This is a genomic window from Candidatus Methylopumilus universalis, from assembly GCF_006364435.1.
GTDB lineage: Bacteria > Pseudomonadota > Gammaproteobacteria > Burkholderiales > Methylophilaceae > Methylopumilus > Methylopumilus universalis.
Genome location: NZ_CP040977.1, coordinates 1,275,902 through 1,290,882, shown reverse-complemented (window position 1 = coordinate 1,290,882; position 14,981 = coordinate 1,275,902). Strand labels below are relative to the sequence as shown.

At 37.2% G+C, this 14,981-nt stretch carries 16 protein-coding genes; 10 read left to right on the top strand and 6 right to left on the bottom strand.

All coding sequences use genetic code 11. The features are described 5' to 3' along the window. Positions 1-19: 19 nt before the first annotated feature. The 5 genes from atpD (at position 20) to FIT70_RS06770 (ending at position 5,636) form a co-directional block, all read left to right on the top strand. Positions 20-1,447: a F0F1 ATP synthase subunit beta gene (gene atpD, locus FIT70_RS06790; RefSeq protein WP_139868754.1), complete on the top strand. Its 1,428-nt coding sequence runs from the start codon at positions 20-22 to the stop codon at positions 1,445-1,447. Positions 1,448-1,466: 19 nt separating this feature from the next. Continuing rightward, entirely contained in the window at positions 1,467-1,889 is a 423-nt protein-coding gene (locus FIT70_RS06785) for a F0F1 ATP synthase subunit epsilon (protein WP_139868752.1), read from the top strand. Between the two features lie 88 nt (positions 1,890-1,977). Further along, positions 1,978-3,342 (top strand): bifunctional UDP-N-acetylglucosamine diphosphorylase/glucosamine-1-phosphate N-acetyltransferase GlmU, encoded by a 1,365-nt coding sequence (gene glmU, locus FIT70_RS06780; RefSeq protein WP_139909559.1) that lies wholly within the window; start codon positions 1,978-1,980, stop codon positions 3,340-3,342. A 4-nt stretch (positions 3,343-3,346) separates the two neighbouring features. Further along, positions 3,347-5,179 carry a glutamine--fructose-6-phosphate transaminase (isomerizing) gene (gene glmS / locus FIT70_RS06775; RefSeq protein WP_139870810.1) on the top strand — a complete coding sequence of 611 codons (1,833 nt, stop codon included), beginning with the start codon at positions 3,347-3,349 and terminating at the stop codon, positions 5,177-5,179. Between the two features lie 133 nt (positions 5,180-5,312). Continuing rightward, a complete protein-coding gene (locus FIT70_RS06770; protein ID WP_139870798.1) occupies positions 5,313-5,636 on the top strand; it encodes a hypothetical protein in 324 nt (107 codons plus the stop codon). Between the two features lies 1 nt (position 5,637). Here the strand turns inward: FIT70_RS06770 and FIT70_RS06765 are convergent, their stop codons facing one another. Beyond that, positions 5,638-6,639 carry an NAD-dependent epimerase gene (locus FIT70_RS06765; RefSeq protein WP_139874962.1) on the bottom strand — a complete coding sequence of 334 codons (1,002 nt, stop codon included), beginning with the start codon at positions 6,637-6,639 and terminating at the stop codon, positions 5,638-5,640. Then, a complete protein-coding gene (locus FIT70_RS06760) occupies positions 6,640-7,962 on the bottom strand; it encodes a UDP-glucose dehydrogenase family protein (protein WP_139874960.1) in 1,323 nt (440 codons plus the stop codon). 106 nt (positions 7,963-8,068) lie between these two features. Here FIT70_RS06760 and FIT70_RS06755 point away from each other — a divergent pair, with 106 nt between their 5' ends. Then, a complete protein-coding gene (locus FIT70_RS06755; protein WP_139874959.1) occupies positions 8,069-8,395 on the top strand; it encodes a hypothetical protein in 327 nt (108 codons plus the stop codon). Here the strand turns inward: FIT70_RS06755 and FIT70_RS06750 are convergent. Then, positions 8,392-9,489 carry an alkene reductase gene (locus FIT70_RS06750; RefSeq protein WP_139931348.1) on the bottom strand — a complete coding sequence of 366 codons (1,098 nt, stop codon included), beginning with the start codon at positions 9,487-9,489 and terminating at the stop codon, positions 8,392-8,394. The genes FIT70_RS06755 and FIT70_RS06750 overlap by 4 nt on opposite strands. Before the next feature lie 295 nt (positions 9,490-9,784). Here FIT70_RS06750 and FIT70_RS06745 point away from each other — a divergent pair, with 295 nt between their 5' ends. The 4 genes from FIT70_RS06745 (at position 9,785) to actP (ending at position 12,639) form a co-directional block, all read left to right on the top strand. Further along, positions 9,785-10,237 (top strand): hypothetical protein, encoded by a 453-nt coding sequence (locus FIT70_RS06745; protein WP_139931346.1) that lies wholly within the window; start codon positions 9,785-9,787, stop codon positions 10,235-10,237. 70 nt (positions 10,238-10,307) lie between these two features. Next, entirely contained in the window at positions 10,308-10,622 is a 315-nt protein-coding gene (locus FIT70_RS06740; RefSeq protein ID WP_139931344.1) for a Cache 3/Cache 2 fusion domain-containing protein, read from the top strand. A 169-nt stretch (positions 10,623-10,791) separates the two neighbouring features. Further along, the gene (locus tag FIT70_RS06735) at positions 10,792-11,106 is read left to right on the top strand and encodes a DUF485 domain-containing protein (RefSeq protein WP_139931342.1); all 315 of its coding nucleotides are present in this window, start codon (positions 10,792-10,794) and stop codon (positions 11,104-11,106) included. 3 nt (positions 11,107-11,109) lie between these two features. Beyond that, complete coding sequence (gene actP, locus FIT70_RS06730; RefSeq protein ID WP_139931341.1) at positions 11,110-12,639, top strand: cation/acetate symporter ActP; 1,530 nt, start codon at positions 11,110-11,112, stop codon at positions 12,637-12,639. Positions 12,640-12,655: 16 nt separating this feature from the next. On the opposite strand, the gene FIT70_RS06725 is transcribed toward actP, so the two are convergent. From FIT70_RS06725 to mtnA, 3 genes are all read right to left on the bottom strand, one after another. After that, a complete protein-coding gene (locus tag FIT70_RS06725) occupies positions 12,656-13,096 on the bottom strand; it encodes a cupin domain-containing protein (RefSeq protein ID WP_223257733.1) in 441 nt (146 codons plus the stop codon). Between the two features lie 74 nt (positions 13,097-13,170). Next, positions 13,171-13,821 (bottom strand): class II aldolase/adducin family protein, encoded by a 651-nt coding sequence (locus FIT70_RS06720; RefSeq protein WP_139931340.1) that lies wholly within the window; start codon positions 13,819-13,821, stop codon positions 13,171-13,173. Then, positions 13,818-14,885: an S-methyl-5-thioribose-1-phosphate isomerase gene (mtnA, locus tag FIT70_RS06715; protein WP_139931338.1), complete on the bottom strand. Its 1,068-nt coding sequence runs from the start codon at positions 14,883-14,885 to the stop codon at positions 13,818-13,820. The genes FIT70_RS06720 and mtnA overlap by 4 nt, the downstream gene beginning before the upstream one ends. Between the last annotated feature and the right edge of the window lie 96 nt (positions 14,886-14,981).

The following is a 14,981-nucleotide window of genomic DNA, read 5'->3' as shown; positions in this document are numbered from 1 at the left end:
GAGTCTTCAAGGAAAAAAAATGGCTAGCAAACAAATCGGAAAAGTAGTGCAATGTATCGGAGCGGTGGTTGACGTCGAGTTTCCTCGCGATCAAATGCCAAAAGTATTTGATGCATTAATCATAGATGACAAAGACTCACAAGCTGAAGCAGGGTTGACACTTGAAGTGCAACAACAGCTAGGTGACGGTATTGTTAGAACGATTGCGATGGGTTCGTCTGACGGACTTGCACGCGGCACTGCATTTAAATCTACCGGTGCAGCGATCAATGTGCCAGTGGGTACAGGCACGCTAGGCCGTATCATGGATGTGCTTGGTCGTCCGATTGACGAATTAGGTCCAATTAAATCTAAAGAATTCCGTTCCATTCACCAAAAAGCACCAGAATTTAAAGATCTATCACCATCTGTCGATCTACTTGAAACAGGTATTAAGGTGATTGACTTAGTTTGTCCATTTGCTAAAGGCGGTAAAGTCGGCCTCTTCGGTGGCGCAGGTGTAGGTAAGACTGTGAACATGTTGGAACTCATCAACAACATTGCTAAACAACACTCAGGACTATCTGTATTCGCAGGTGTGGGGGAGCGAACACGTGAAGGTAACGACTTCTATCATGAAATGTCAGATGCAGGCGTGATTAAATTAGATGACATGGAAGAATCAAAAGTAGCGATGGTGTTTGGCCAAATGAACGAACCACCAGGCAATCGACTTCGTGTAGCGCTTTCAGGTTTAACTATGGCTGAAAAATTCCGTGACGAAGGTCGTGATGTTCTTTTCTTCGTAGACAATATTTATCGATACACACTCGCAGGTACTGAAGTATCAGCGCTTCTTGGACGTATGCCTTCAGCGGTAGGATATCAACCAACACTCGCTGACGAAATGGGTCGTTTACAAGAACGTATCACTTCAACAAAAACAGGTTCAATTACTTCAATTCAAGCGGTGTATGTGCCAGCCGATGACTTGACAGACCCATCACCTGCAACGACATTCCAACATTTGGACTCAACAGTTGTGTTATCTCGTGATATTGCATCCCTTGGTATTTATCCAGCGGTAGATCCATTAGATTCAACATCACGTCAGCTTGATCCGCAGGTCGTTGGCGAAGAACATTATCAAGTGGCTCGTTCTGTCCAATCGACATTACAACGCTATAAAGAATTACGCGACATTATTGCAATTCTTGGTATGGACGAATTATCACCAGAAGATAAATTAGCAGTGAGTCGTGCACGTAAAATTCAACGTTTCTTATCACAACCATTCCACGTCGCTGAAGTCTTTACAGGCGCTCCTGGTAAATATGTGACACTGAAAGATACGATCAAAGGTTTTAAAGCGATCGTGAGTGGTGAATATGATCACTTACCAGAACAAGCGTTCTATATGGTAGGCAGCATCGAAGAAGCTGTAGCAAAAGCAAAAACATTATCTTAATCGATTAGGTAAAAACGACATGGTTGCAACGGTTCATATTGATGTAGTAAGTGCTGAAGAATCTATTTTTTCAGGTGAAGCTGAATTCGTCGCGGCACCGGCACAAATGGGTGAAGTGGGTATTTATCCGCATCATGCACCGATGATTACATCGATTAAACCCGGCGCGCTTCGCATCAAATTAGCGGATAAAAATGAAGAGCAGCTCATTTATATTTCAGGTGGTATTTTAGAAGTTCAGCCAGGGGTAGTTACCGTGTTAGCGGATACAGCGATTCGTGGACATGATCTTGATGAGGCGCAAGCGAATGCAGCTAAAAAAGCGGCTGAAGAAGCAATGAAAAATCGATCATCTGATGTGGATTATGCAAAAGCACAAGCTGAATTAGCTGAAGCGATTGCTCAAATTCAAGCGATTCAAAAATTACGACAAAAACACTAAGGTACAAAACTTACAAAACTATTAAAAGCAGCTTTTAAGCTGCTTTTTTTATGTCATGTGATGACAAATAAACGATAAAATAGCAAAGATGTCTTTATCTATTGTGATTTTAGCTGCAGGCAAAGGGACGCGCATGCGTTCTGATTTACCCAAAGTCTTGCAACCGCTTGCTCATAAACCGCTTCTCGGTTATGTCATTGATGCTTCTATGTCATTCAAGCCCAAAGAGCTTGTGGTGGTTTATGGATATGGTGGTGATCTCGTCAAAAAAACATTTCCATCTCCCCATATTCAATGGGTAGAGCAAAAAGAACAATTAGGCACAGGTCATGCTGTGCAACAAGCCGCTCCTTTAATCAAAGATGAGGGTAATACACTCATCTTATATGGCGATGTACCGTTAATTGACCAAAAAACGATTGAACGCCTAGTAATAAAAGGTCAAAAAAATTTAGCTGTTCTAACTTACTCAAAAAAAGATCCAAAAGGCTACGGCAGAATTGTAAGGAAAGATGACCGAATACAAAAAATTGTAGAAGAAAAAGATTGTGATGAATCACAAAAAAATATCAAAGAAATTAATACGGGCATTATGTGCGCGCCCAATCATCTCTTAAAAAATTGGCTTAAAAGGCTGACCAATCAGAATGTTCAAAAAGAATATTATTTGACAGATATTGTAGGGCTATCTATTGAAGATAACATTGAAGTATTAAGTGAATCTGCGGATAATGAAGTATCCATTACCGGGATTAATTCGAAATCTGAATTAGCAAACATGGAAAGAGACTATCAGCTTATGACAGCAAAAACATTGATGGACCAAGGTGTCACGATTATAGATCCAAGCCGCATTGATATTAGAGGCGAAGTCACAGCAGGAAAAGATGTGACGATTGATGTGGGTTGCATTTTTGAAGGCAAGGTCGTTCTAGGTAATCACGTGAAAGTTGCAGCCTACTCACATATAAAAGATAGCATTATCGGAGACCACTCCTCGATTGAACCTTATTCACATATTGATGAAAGTAAAGTGGGTAGTCATTGTCGTATTGGTCCATTTGCAAGATTGAGACCCGGTACGAAGCTTCAAAGCCATGTGCACATTGGAAATTTTGTTGAAATTAAAAATAGCGAAATTAATGATCACACCAACATCAATCACTTAAGTTATGTGGGCGACAGTCTTGTAGGTAAATCGGTGAATATCGGTGCCGGGACCATAACATGTAATTATGATGGTGCTAATAAACATCCCACTAAGATTGAAGATGATGTTTTTATAGGCTCAAACACTGCTTTGGTGGCCCCAGTGAAAATTGGTAAGGGCGCCACGATTGGGGCAGGATCGACCATCACTAAAGATGCTCCTCCAGGAGATCTTACGGTGGCTCGTTCAAAACAAACCAGTATTTCTGGTTGGACTAAACCTACAAAAAATAAAGAGACTTAAATATATGTGCGGCATTGTAGGTGCAATCTCAAATAAAAATATCGTTCCAAATTTAATCGAAGGATTAAGTCGACTCGAATATCGTGGTTATGATTCTTCAGGTATTGCGGTATTGCGAAACGGTATTGAGCGTGTTCGATCTGTAGGCCGTGTCGCTGAAATTGAAACTATGGTGAAAGATCAAAAGTTAGAAGGATTTTTAGGCATAGGCCATACAAGATGGGCAACGCATGGAGGCGTCACTGAACTCAATGCGCATCCTCATGTGTCTGAAGGAGAAATTGCAGTCGTTCATAATGGCATTATCGAAAATTATGAGGAAGAGCGTGAGCGCCTTAAGAAACTAGGGTATAAGTTTGAATCACAAACGGATACTGAAGTTATTGCACACCTCATTCATTATTTTATTAAACATAAAAATAAATCTCTTCTAGAAGCAACGCAAATGTTAGGTCACGAATTAAGAGGAGCTTTTGCTATTGCGGTGATCTCTCTCAAAAATCCTGATGAAATGATTTGCGCGAGATTAGGTTGCCCACTCATTATTGGATTAGGTGATACACAGAATTTCATTGCATCTGATATCTCAGCGCTTTTGGCGGTCACTAAAAAAGTGATCTATCTTGAAGACGGTGATGTTGTGCAAGTTAAAAAAGATGGTATTCAAATTTTCGACAAAGAAAAAAAACTGATTACACGCAAAACACATATCAGTGACGTTACTTTGTCTTCCATGGAGCTAGGCCCATATGATCACTTCATGCAAAAAGAAATTTATGAACAGCCTCGCGCATTGACAGATACAATTGAAGCCATTATTGATGAAGGTCATTTTGATGTAAGTCTGTTCGGACAAGACGCTAAAGATGTATTTTCTAAAATAGATAGTATTTTAATTTTGGCGGCAGGGACAAGTTATTACGCAGGAGTCACAGCTAAGTATTGGTTAGAAGGTATTGCAAAAATACCAACCACCGTTGAAATATCAAGTGAATACAGGTATCGAGATTCGGTGCCTAATCCCAATCAATTGATACTCACTGTTTCGCAGTCTGGCGAAACCTTAGATACGATGGAAGCTTTAAAGCATGCCAAATCTTTAGGCCAGCATTTAAGTTTAGCAATTTGTAATGTTCAAGAAAGCGCTATTGCGCGGGCATCGAAGCTTGTTTTATATACCAGAGCGGGGGCTGAAATTGGTGTGGCATCAACTAAAGCTTTTACGACACAATTAGTATCTCTCTTTAGTTTAGCAGTCACGATTGCTTCTTTTAAAAAGCTGATTAATAAAACAGAGGAAAAAAGCTATCTAGAAAATTTGAGACAGTTACCAGGCAGTATTCAACAAGCACTGAATTTAGAACCACAAATTAAAGAGTGGGCAAAATTATTTGCTAAAAAGAAACATGCGCTATTTCTAGGCAGAGGTATTCATTACCCCATTGCTATGGAAGGAGCATTAAAATTAAAAGAGATTTCATATATTCATGCAGAAGCTTATCCCGCAGGTGAATTAAAGCATGGCCCTTTAGCGTTAGTAGATAACGATATGCCAGTCGTAGTCATTGCACCAAATGATAATTTACTCGAAAAAGTAAAATCTAATATGCAAGAAGTCAAGGCGCGTGGCGGAGAAATTTTTGTATTTGCAGATGCTGACAGTCATTTTTTGGAAAGTCCTGGTGTGCGGGTAATAAGAACCCCAAGACATACAGGTGTTTTGTCCCCGATTATCCACTCTATCCCAGTTCAATTATTGGCTTACCATGTTTCTCTTATTAAAGGTACAGACGTAGATAAGCCACGCAATTTAGCAAAGTCTGTCACGGTTGAATGATAACCTTCAATCTCCGGCACCCTTATTTATTCAACAAAACTAATACCTATCAAAAAAATAATTTAAAGGTCTTCGTAAAAAGGATAAAATATTACTTAGAAGTTTATTTACATAAAAAAGGACATTAACTTAAATGGAAACTAAAACAATTGTGCAGTATGCAGTTGCTGGCGTTATTGTAGTAGGCTCATTATTCACGGCTTACAATGCACAGGATAAAATTACCGATCAAGCAGGCGAAATTAAAGTATTACAAAATCAAGTGGCAGTATTAACCGATCAGGCTGCTCAAAATGAAGAGCTGATCAATCAAAATAAGGCGCTTCAGACGGAAGTAAAAAATTTAGAAGCAAAATTAGCAACAAAAACAAAAGCATCTGCACCAGCAAAAGCTTCAGCTAAAACTAAGGCGAATAAAAAATCTCATAAAGCACATAAAGCTTCTAAAAAGAAATAACTTAGTAGTAGATTTTATACCATTCAACAAATCGCTTAACGCCTTCTTTAATGGAGGTGTTAGGTTTAAATTTGACCCACCGATTAAGTTCAGAAGTATCTGCTGAAGTTTCTTTAACATCCCCTGCCTGCATATCCATCATTTTCTTAATTGCTTTTTTACCTAAAGCTTCCTCAAGCGTTTCGATGAATTGCATCAATGGGACAGGTTGACTATTGCCGATATTGAAAATACGATAAGGTGCATGACTTGAAGCTGGATCGGGATTTTTTGCATCAAAATTGGCATTAGGTGTTGCAGACTTGAATAATGTTTCTTTGACAGACTCTGTTACGTCATCAATATAAGTAAAGTCACGCATCATATCGCCATGATTAAATACTTGAATAGGCTCATTAGCTAAAATAGCCTTCGTAAATAACATAGGCGACATATCCGGTCTTCCCCATGGACCATACACCGTAAAAAAACGTAAACCTGTTGTAGAGATTTGATAAAGATGGCTATAAGTATGTGCCATGAGTTCATTAGCTTTTTTTGTCGCAGCATAAAGGCTTATTGGATGATCGACATTATCATGTTCGCTGAAAGGCACCTTCTCATTTCCGCCATATACACTCGAGCTGCTTGCAAATACAAGATGTTCAGGTTTAATTGTGCGACAACCTTCTAAAATATTAATAAATCCTTGAATGTTGGAATCAATATATACATATGGATTTTCAATGGAGTAACGCACACCTGCTTGTGCTGCAAGATGAAGGACTCGTTGAGGCATTTCTTTTTTAAAAAGTTCGAGTACATCTTTTTGATCTTTAATATCAATCTTTATAAAACGAAAATGTTTATAACTTTCTAATAATTTAAGCCGATCTTTTTTTAAAGTGACATCGTAATAATCATTCAGATTATCAATACCAATAATTTCATGACCATCATCAAGAAGTTTTTTGGCGCTATGCATGCCAATAAAACCGGCTACACCCGTCACCAATATTTTCATTTAACGTCCAATAGGAAAGTAGTTAAATCCAAGTGCACGAACGGCTTTTGGATCATAAAGATTGCGACCATCAAAAATCATGGGAGATTTAAGTGAGGCTTTAATTAAAGCAAAATCTGGACTTCGAAATTCCGTCCACTCTGTGACGATGATGAGTGCATCTGCATTTTTAAGTGCTTCATCTTGTGTATCAGCAAAAGTTATATTTTTTTCATCTTTAAAAATACGTTTTCCTTCATCCATTGCGACAGGATCGTAGGCTGTGATAGTAGCCCCTACTTTAATCAATTCATCAATTAGCACGCGACTTGAAGCTTCTCGCATATCATCAGTGTTCGGTTTAAATGCTAAGCCCCATAATGCAAAATGTTTGCCTTTTAAACTTTCACCAAATTGCTTTTTAATTTTTTTAGGCAATACAAATTTTTGAAGATCATTCACTTCTTCAACGGCTTTAAGTAACTTCAAATCGAAACCAGCCACATCTTTAGCGGTTTTAATTAAAGCCTTCACATCTTTTGGAAAACATGAACCGCCATAACCACAACCTGGATATAAAAAGTGATAGCCAATTCGCGGATCAGAACCAATGCCTTGTCTTACCATCTCGATGTCAGCGCCTACAATTTCAGCTAAATTAGCTAATTCGTTCATAAAACTAATTCGTGTAGCTAACATTGAATTAGCTGCATACTTAATGAGTTCAGCGCTTCTTAGGTTAGTGACTACCAGTCTTTCGTGATTTCTTTGAAAGGGAGCATAAACTTGTTTCATGACTTCGATCGCTTTTGGATCTTCAGTCCCAATGACAATTCGGTCAGGACGCATAAAATCTTCAACTGCAGCCCCTTCTTTTAAGAATTCTGGATTAGAAACAACACTGTAATGTATATCGACATTTCTTTTTTTTAATTCTTCTGTTACAGCTGCTCTGACTTTGTCTCCCGTACCAATGGGTACAGTTGATTTATCCACAATCACTTTTTCTGAAGTCATAAAGCGACCAATATTTCGCGCAGCTTCTGTCACGTATTGAAGATCAGCAGACCCATCTTCATCGGGGGGTGTTCCAACGGCTATAAATTGCACTTCACCGAAGTGAACAGCTTCTTCGATATTAGTGGTAAAAGAAAGACGACCATTTTCAACATTACGACGCACAATTTCCAAAAGTCCTGGTTCGTGAATAGGAATGCCACCTTCTTTTAGAATCCGGATTTTTTCTGCGTTTACGTCAAGACCTAAGACATGATTACCCACCTCGGCTAAACATGCCGCACCCACTAAACCCACATACCCTGTCCCAACAACTGTAATTTTCATAATAATTCGTTGTATTTAAAGCTATATTTTACCTCTTTTGTTTAAGGCTTGTCTTTTATGGATGCGGATTTCACTTATAATTTGATTTATATAAGAGGAGTTCATCATGACGGCTTTATTTGAATATTTGCATACCATTCAATCGGTTTGGGTAGAAAATCTTGAGTATCAGGTGAAAGATGGCTGGTTGTGGTTAGACCCTGTTTTGATTTTAGTGCGTGATTACTTTTTTGAGACTACAGTGGTCGCTACAGTGATTCTTTTATATGCCCTAATTTTTTCTGCGATTTCATTTTACGGCAGACAACCCCAAAATAAAAAAATTACGTATACAGACGAGTTTAAAAATTTAGTCAAAGGCGTCGATCTTCATCTAGGTAACGACCCTAAAAAATCTTCAGAAAAAACGCCTACAAAAAAGAAAATTATCTAACTGCTATAAAAAGGGTAATCGGTATAACCTTTTTCTGTGCCACCGTAAAATGTTTTTTGATCAGGCTTATTAAGCGGATAATTATTCTCCAACCGATTAACTAAATCTGGATTTGCAAGAAAAGGCACACCAAAAGCAATAAGATCAGCTTCGTTATTATCAATCGCACTTTCAGCCATGGCTTTGTGATAACCATTGTTTGTCATGATATTCATGCCACCATGAGATTTAAATAATTTTTTCAACTCAGCAAAATTAACTTTCGGATTGGCATCTCGAGGCCCACCTGTTTCACCTTCAATGATATGGAGATAAGCAATTTTTCGTTTACCTAATTCAGACACGACATAGCTATATAAGCTTTGTGGATCTGAATCATCAATGTCATTAAATGTGGATGCAGGTGAAATTCGACAACCAATTAAATTGGCTGGATATACCTTAATAATTTCATCGATCACTTCTAACAAAAAGCGCGCACGATTTTCGATCGAGCCACCAAATTCATCAGTTCGATGATTTGTTTTATCTCTTAAAAATTGATCAATCAGATATCCATTTGCCGCATGCACTTCAATCATATCGAACCCAGCTTTTTTTGCATTTAAAGCAGCTTCTACATATTTTTTTGTTAAAGATTTAATTTCATTAACCTCTAACGCTTTAGGATCTGATACATCGACTAAACCTTTACTATTAAATGTTTTTGCTTTGGCCCTAATCGCTGAAGGTGCTTGAGGTGCAATGTTATTCGGTAATAGTTCGCTATGTGAAATACGACCGACATGCCAAAGTTGTAAACAAATCTTCCCATTCTTTTGATGTACGGCGTTGGTAATTTTTTTCCAGCCTTGAATCTGCCCTTCAGAATAAATACCAGGTGTTGAAATATAGCCTTGACCCTCAGGGCAAATTTGTGTGGCTTCCGCAATGATTAAACCAGCACTTGCACGTTGTTCATAATAAGTGACGTTCATATCTATAGGTTCACGGTCTGCATTAGCACGATTCCGCGTTAATGGTGCCATAACGCAACGATTATTGAGAGTTAAATTGCCTAAATTATATGGACTATAAAGTGCATGTATTGTCATAAGGTTCTTTTTGAAATTTGATTAAATTTACAGGATTAAGAGTCCGCTGCTCTACCAGCTGAGCTAATCCCCCAGAAAGTGATATTTTATAGTAATTGTGGGCGTTGTAGAGGGGGTAGGTGTGGGCTTTTTGGCCTGGGTGGAATAGGGGTGTGTTGTAAAGCGTCAAAATAATGCTAATTATTGTAGACATGCAAAACTATAGGTATATAGTAATTTATAGCCTCAGCTTAACGTGCTCAGGGTTAGTTTATAAAATTTATACTACATTTAATAATCAAAAAAGGAGATTTAAATGAAAAGAATTACTAGTTTATTGTTTTTGTTATTCATATCATTTACGAACCAAGTTTTCGCTGGTGAGCAAGATACTATGGGTAAAACCAAGCTGACTTTCACAATCGTAGCTCCTGGAAGTTTATCGCAGGAAGGTAAACAATTATTTCTTTCACATGCAACATGGATGAAGTCTACACACAGCCGCTCTGGACCAAAAGCACTCTTAAGTTATGATGTTTCAGAAATGGATGAACTCTCAAATCCAACAGATCTGAAATCAAAAACTACTGGAAAAAAGGTTTTTATCTTATCTGAAATTTATGAATCGCCTGCTGGTGTTGAAGATCACTTTGCTAGAACACCTGACTGGAAAGATTGGCCCAAATTTGATGCGTGGCTAAAAAAGTGTAAGGTGACAAAAGCATCATCTACAACAATTTTTAATTCGCTTACATGGGGTGGAAAGTAAATTAGGTAAAAAATAAAAAAGCCACTCTTTGTAGTGGCTTTTTTGTATTCTATATATTAAGGTAAATATCATGAAAAAAATTATCTTTATCTGTTTGTTTTGTTTTTCCACATTAAGTTTTGCAGAATTAGGCAGCTCTATATTTTCTTTTGACGGCCAAGATTTTATTCGTACTGATACCACCTTGATCGATGAAAATGGTAATCCTGCAATCAATACTAAGATGGATCGGAACTATCCAGGATACAAGGCATTGCTTAAGAAAAAATCTTATAACGGTAGGTTAATGTTATTTGGTAAGCTAGTTGATTCAAAGGTAGCACCACTTACTGATAAAGATGGTAAGTTAATAGGTGCTATAGCTGTTTTCAAGGACGCTGAGTAAAGCCTATATTTTATTAGTTTCATAGAAAGCCACTCTTAGCAGTGGCTTTTTTTCGGAAGATCTAAAGAACATAATGTCTGAGCAAGGCGTTAAAGGTACAACACAAATCTGGTATATAACACAACTGGTTGATAAGACTTAATTTAAGAAAGTAAGCTATTTGTCATTGATGGACATTACAAAACAGACTGTTTATAGAAAACTTATTCGGAGAAGTTTATATATAAAACTTCCCTTATTAATTGTTACTATTTCTACATACATGGGGTTTATATTATTAATCGCATATATGCCACAAGTTCTTTCACAATCACTTGGAACTTCTGTTATTTCTTTAGGCTTAGTTCTGGGATTAGGTTTAATTTTCATTATCTTATTTGTGACGGCGTTATATGCAGTTTTGACTAACAAATTGATTGAACCTCTTATTAATCAGCTAAGAAAGCCCAATAAAAATTATTTAATTAAGAAATCGCAAAAATAAACTATGGCTATATTTATGTTTTTTATTTTTATATCACTCACATTGATAGTGACCTTTTGGGCCGCCAGACGTACATCAAATTTAAAGACTTTTTATGCGGCAGGTGGAAATATAACTGGACTGCAGAATGGATTAGCAATTTCTGGAGATTTTATGTCAGCCGCTTCCTTTCTCGGTATCTCAGGATTGGTATTTAGCGCTGGTTTCGATGGATTAATTTATTCCATTGGCTTCCTGGTCGGATGGCCGATAGTCTTACTTTTAATAGCAGAGCCACTTCGTAATCTTGGAAAGTATACCTTTGCAGATTGTGTATCTTTTCGACTCAAACAAAAACCTATACGTATTTTAGCTTCATGCGGTGCTCTTACCACAATTATTTTTTATTTAATCGCTCAGATGGTGGGGGCTGGAAAATTAATAGAGATGTTATTTCGCATACCCTACAATTTTTCAGTAATAATTGTGGGTTCAATGATGGTGCTATATGTAACTTTTGGTGGAATGCTCGCCACAACCTGGGTGCAAATTATAAAAGCAATCTTACTTTTATTAGGGGCTTCTATAATTGCATTTCTAGTATTATTTAATTTTCACTTTGATTTAACAGCATTTTTTAATCAAGCAATTCAATTGCACCCAAAAAAAATTGCAATTATGGGCCCAGGTGGGCTTATTACTGACCCTATTTCTGCTATATCTTTAGGACTTGCGCTTTTATTCGGAACAGCTGGACTGCCACATATACTGATGCGTTTTTTCACAGTAAAAAATGCAAAAGATGCAAGGAAGTCTGTCATCTACGCCACAAGTTTTATGGCATATTTTTACATTCTTACATTTATTATTGGATTTGGAGCAATCATTTTTCTTACAAATAATCCAACTTATATGACTGAAGATGGTAAGTTAATAGGAGACATTAATATGGCTGCTGTCCATTTGTCACATGCTGTTGGTGGCAGTATGCTTCTGGGTTTCATTTCAGCTGTGGCATTCGCTACTATTTTAGCTGTAGTTTCTGGCCTAACATTGGCTGGAGCGTCTGCTATTTCTCATGATTTGTTCCCACTTTTTGTTTCAAAAAAAACATTAGATGAAAAAAAAGAAATGAGAGTATCAAAAATTGCCTCATTAATTTTAGGCTTATTGGCCATATTACTAGGAATTCTTTTTCAGAATCAAAATGTAGCATTTATGGTCGGTCTTGCTTTTGCAATCGCCGCAAGTACAAATTTTCCTGTGTTATTACTTTCAATTTACTGGAAGAATTTAACATCAAGAGGAGCGATTATTGGTGGAGGTTTAGGATTAATAACTGCCATTCTGCTTGTGATTTTTAGTTCAACAGTATGGGTTGATATGTTGCATTTTCCAGAACCTTTTTTCCCTTATAAATATCCTGCTTTATTTTCAATGACAGTTACTTTTTTTATGACTTACATATTTTCAATTACTGATTCATCATCTCAAGCAGAAAATGAACGTAAAAAATTTCAGGATCAAAAAATTCAATCTCTAATTGGTATATAAATTTAAATTAAACGCTTCATTTATTTGTAATGACAGTCTGATTATATTGCGCTGCTAATTCAACTAATTTATTTTTATCTGGATTAGCCCAGTTAATTCCTTTATCAAATTCGGTGAACATCTCTGAAGCATTGCCTTTTGAAGTGATAGCTAAAAATTCAGCCCCACCTACACCAAATTTAAACCAATGCGTCTTACCTCCCGGAATATGAACAAGGGTACCGGGAAGAGCTACAAATTCATCTTCATCTATACCGCAATGCAGTTTGCCATTTAATATATAAAAAGTTTCATCCCATGGATGGAAGTGGGGTCCAGGGCCTTTACCTTCCTGGCCTTTTTGAACAAAAATCTCATATCCCATCGTATCGTGAGTTGACGCAAGAACTGTGATATCAAATCCACCCACTTTGAGAGGTTTTTTTCTTTTATCGCTATCAATAAATAGTTTTTTCATAATCCTATATTCCAATTAAATTTTTTTAATCTACTCCTAGATTAAAGAAGAATCAAAACTTTTGACGGTTATAGCTATTGCTTATCCCAGTTTCCGTAGGATTTAAATCGTTCGATAACTTCATTCATTTCTTTATCAGACAGAATGACAGGGGAACCAATTTGAAGAGCATAACTGTATTGCTCGCAAAGCCTTTCAACTTCATGTGTAATATTTAATGCCTCTTCAATATCTCGACCTATAACAATCATTCCATGATTAGCAAGCAAACAAGCCTTACGTTCAATTAATGCTTTAAGGGCTGCATCAGAGAGTGCTTGAGTGCCAAAGAGCTGATAAGGGCTGCATCGAATTGAATTACCTCCAGCCACAGCGATCATATAATGAAACGCAGGAATATCTTTTCTAAAAAGACTGAGCGTTGTGGCAAAAGTTGAATGTGTATGAATCACCACATTCATATCCTTGCGAGACTTTAGAATGTCATGATGAAAACGCCATTCACTTGATGGTTCGCGTTTAGGTTTTTGTGCAGATTGCATCGTTCCCTTAAAATCCATAAATACCATGTCATCGATAGACATTGCTTCAGGATTAAGTCCTGAAGGAGTGATATAAAATCCATCACGATCTCGAATACTGCAGTTTCCAGAAGAGCCTTCATTTAAGCCTGATGTTTGAAGGTGCAATGCTAATTCAAGCAATTGTTGTTGTGAGGTTTTCATGAGTAAATAGATTTTAATTCTTGCGGCGAATAAACACCATCTTCCGTAATAATTTTAGTGACGTATTTATGAGGGGTAATATCAAACGCTGGATTAAACGCACGTGTGCCTTTTGGTGCTATTTGAATATTAGTTAATTCATTATTGCTATTTAATCCTTGCATCATTAAAACTTCTTCTTCATGTCTTGATTCTATGGGGATATCAAAAAAGTTTTTTGTAGCATCCCTATCGATAGTAGATTTAGGTGCTGCCACATAAAATGGAATGTTATTTTCAAAAGCGGCAACGGCTTTTAAATAGGTACCAATTTTATTACATACATCACCGTGCATAGAAATGCGATCAGCACCTACAATCACAAAATCTACTTCACCTTTTTGCATTAAATGTCCACCAGCATTATCGCTAATTAAAGTATGGGGAATCTTGTGTTGTCCTAATTCCCAAGCTGTTAAATGCGCACCTTGATTGCGTGGTCTTGTTTCATCAACCCACACATGAAAATCAATTCCTTTATTATATGCATAATAAAGAGGGCTTAGGGCCGTGCCATAATCAACGGTTGCAAGCCATCCTGCATTGCAATGCGTTAATATTTGCAGTGTTTTTTTATTGAAATTATTTTCAATAAGATCAAGTCCGTGTTTTCCAATGGATTGATTTGTTTTAATGTCTTCATCTAATATTGTTTGACATAAAGACCATGCCGCTTCAAAACGTTTTTCAGAAGTGATTGGCATCAGTTCTTTATTCATTCGATTGAGTGCCCATTGAAGATTAACAGCGGTAGGCCTTGACTGAAAAAGACGCGATGACGCATCTTTCAATGAATCATCTGAAGAATTATTCTTCATAGCGAATGCAATACCAAATGCTGCGGTAACGCCTATTAAGGGAGCGCCGCGAACTTCCATAATTTTAATTGCATTGATAACTTCATCGAGAGAATGAAGGGGTTTGGTCGTGAAATGATGAGGTAACTTCGTTTGATCAATAATATGAATTATAGATTCAGTTGAATCAAGCCATATTGTCTGAAAATCTTCACCATTAACCTTCATAACAATCCTTAATTACATAATACTTAAGAGTCCGCCGCTATACCAACTGAGCTAATCCCCCAGAAAGTAATATTTTACAGTATTTGTGGGGGTTGC

Coding starts and splice junctions, on each gene's coding strand:
- FIT70_RS06770 (WP_139870798.1), top strand. CDS start 5,313: ATGGAAACTAAAACAATTGTGCAGTATGCAGTTGCTGGCGTTATTGTA.
- mtnA (WP_139931338.1), bottom strand. CDS start 14,885: ATGAAGGTTAATGGTGAAGATTTTCAGACAATATGGCTTGATTCAACT.
- atpD (WP_139868754.1), top strand. CDS start 20: ATGGCTAGCAAACAAATCGGAAAAGTAGTGCAATGTATCGGAGCGGTG.
- FIT70_RS06750 (WP_139931348.1), bottom strand. CDS start 9,489: ATGACAATACATGCACTTTATAGTCCATATAATTTAGGCAATTTAACT.
- glmU (WP_139909559.1), top strand. CDS start 1,978: ATGTCTTTATCTATTGTGATTTTAGCTGCAGGCAAAGGGACGCGCATG.
- FIT70_RS06765 (WP_139874962.1), bottom strand. CDS start 6,639: ATGAAAATATTGGTGACGGGTGTAGCCGGTTTTATTGGCATGCATAGC.
- FIT70_RS06725 (WP_223257733.1), bottom strand. CDS start 13,096: ATGAAAAAACTATTTATTGATAGCGATAAAAGAAAAAAACCTCTCAAA.
- FIT70_RS06735 (WP_139931342.1), top strand. CDS start 10,792: ATGGACATTACAAAACAGACTGTTTATAGAAAACTTATTCGGAGAAGT.
- FIT70_RS06720 (WP_139931340.1), bottom strand. CDS start 13,821: ATGAAAACCTCACAACAACAATTGCTTGAATTAGCATTGCACCTTCAA.
- FIT70_RS06740 (WP_139931344.1), top strand. CDS start 10,308: ATGAAAAAAATTATCTTTATCTGTTTGTTTTGTTTTTCCACATTAAGT.
- FIT70_RS06785 (WP_139868752.1), top strand. CDS start 1,467: ATGGTTGCAACGGTTCATATTGATGTAGTAAGTGCTGAAGAATCTATT.
- glmS (WP_139870810.1), top strand. CDS start 3,347: ATGTGCGGCATTGTAGGTGCAATCTCAAATAAAAATATCGTTCCAAAT.
- FIT70_RS06760 (WP_139874960.1), bottom strand. CDS start 7,962: ATGAAAATTACAGTTGTTGGGACAGGGTATGTGGGTTTAGTGGGTGCG.
- FIT70_RS06745 (WP_139931346.1), top strand. CDS start 9,785: ATGAAAAGAATTACTAGTTTATTGTTTTTGTTATTCATATCATTTACG.
- actP (WP_139931341.1), top strand. CDS start 11,110: ATGGCTATATTTATGTTTTTTATTTTTATATCACTCACATTGATAGTG.
- FIT70_RS06755 (WP_139874959.1), top strand. CDS start 8,069: ATGACGGCTTTATTTGAATATTTGCATACCATTCAATCGGTTTGGGTA.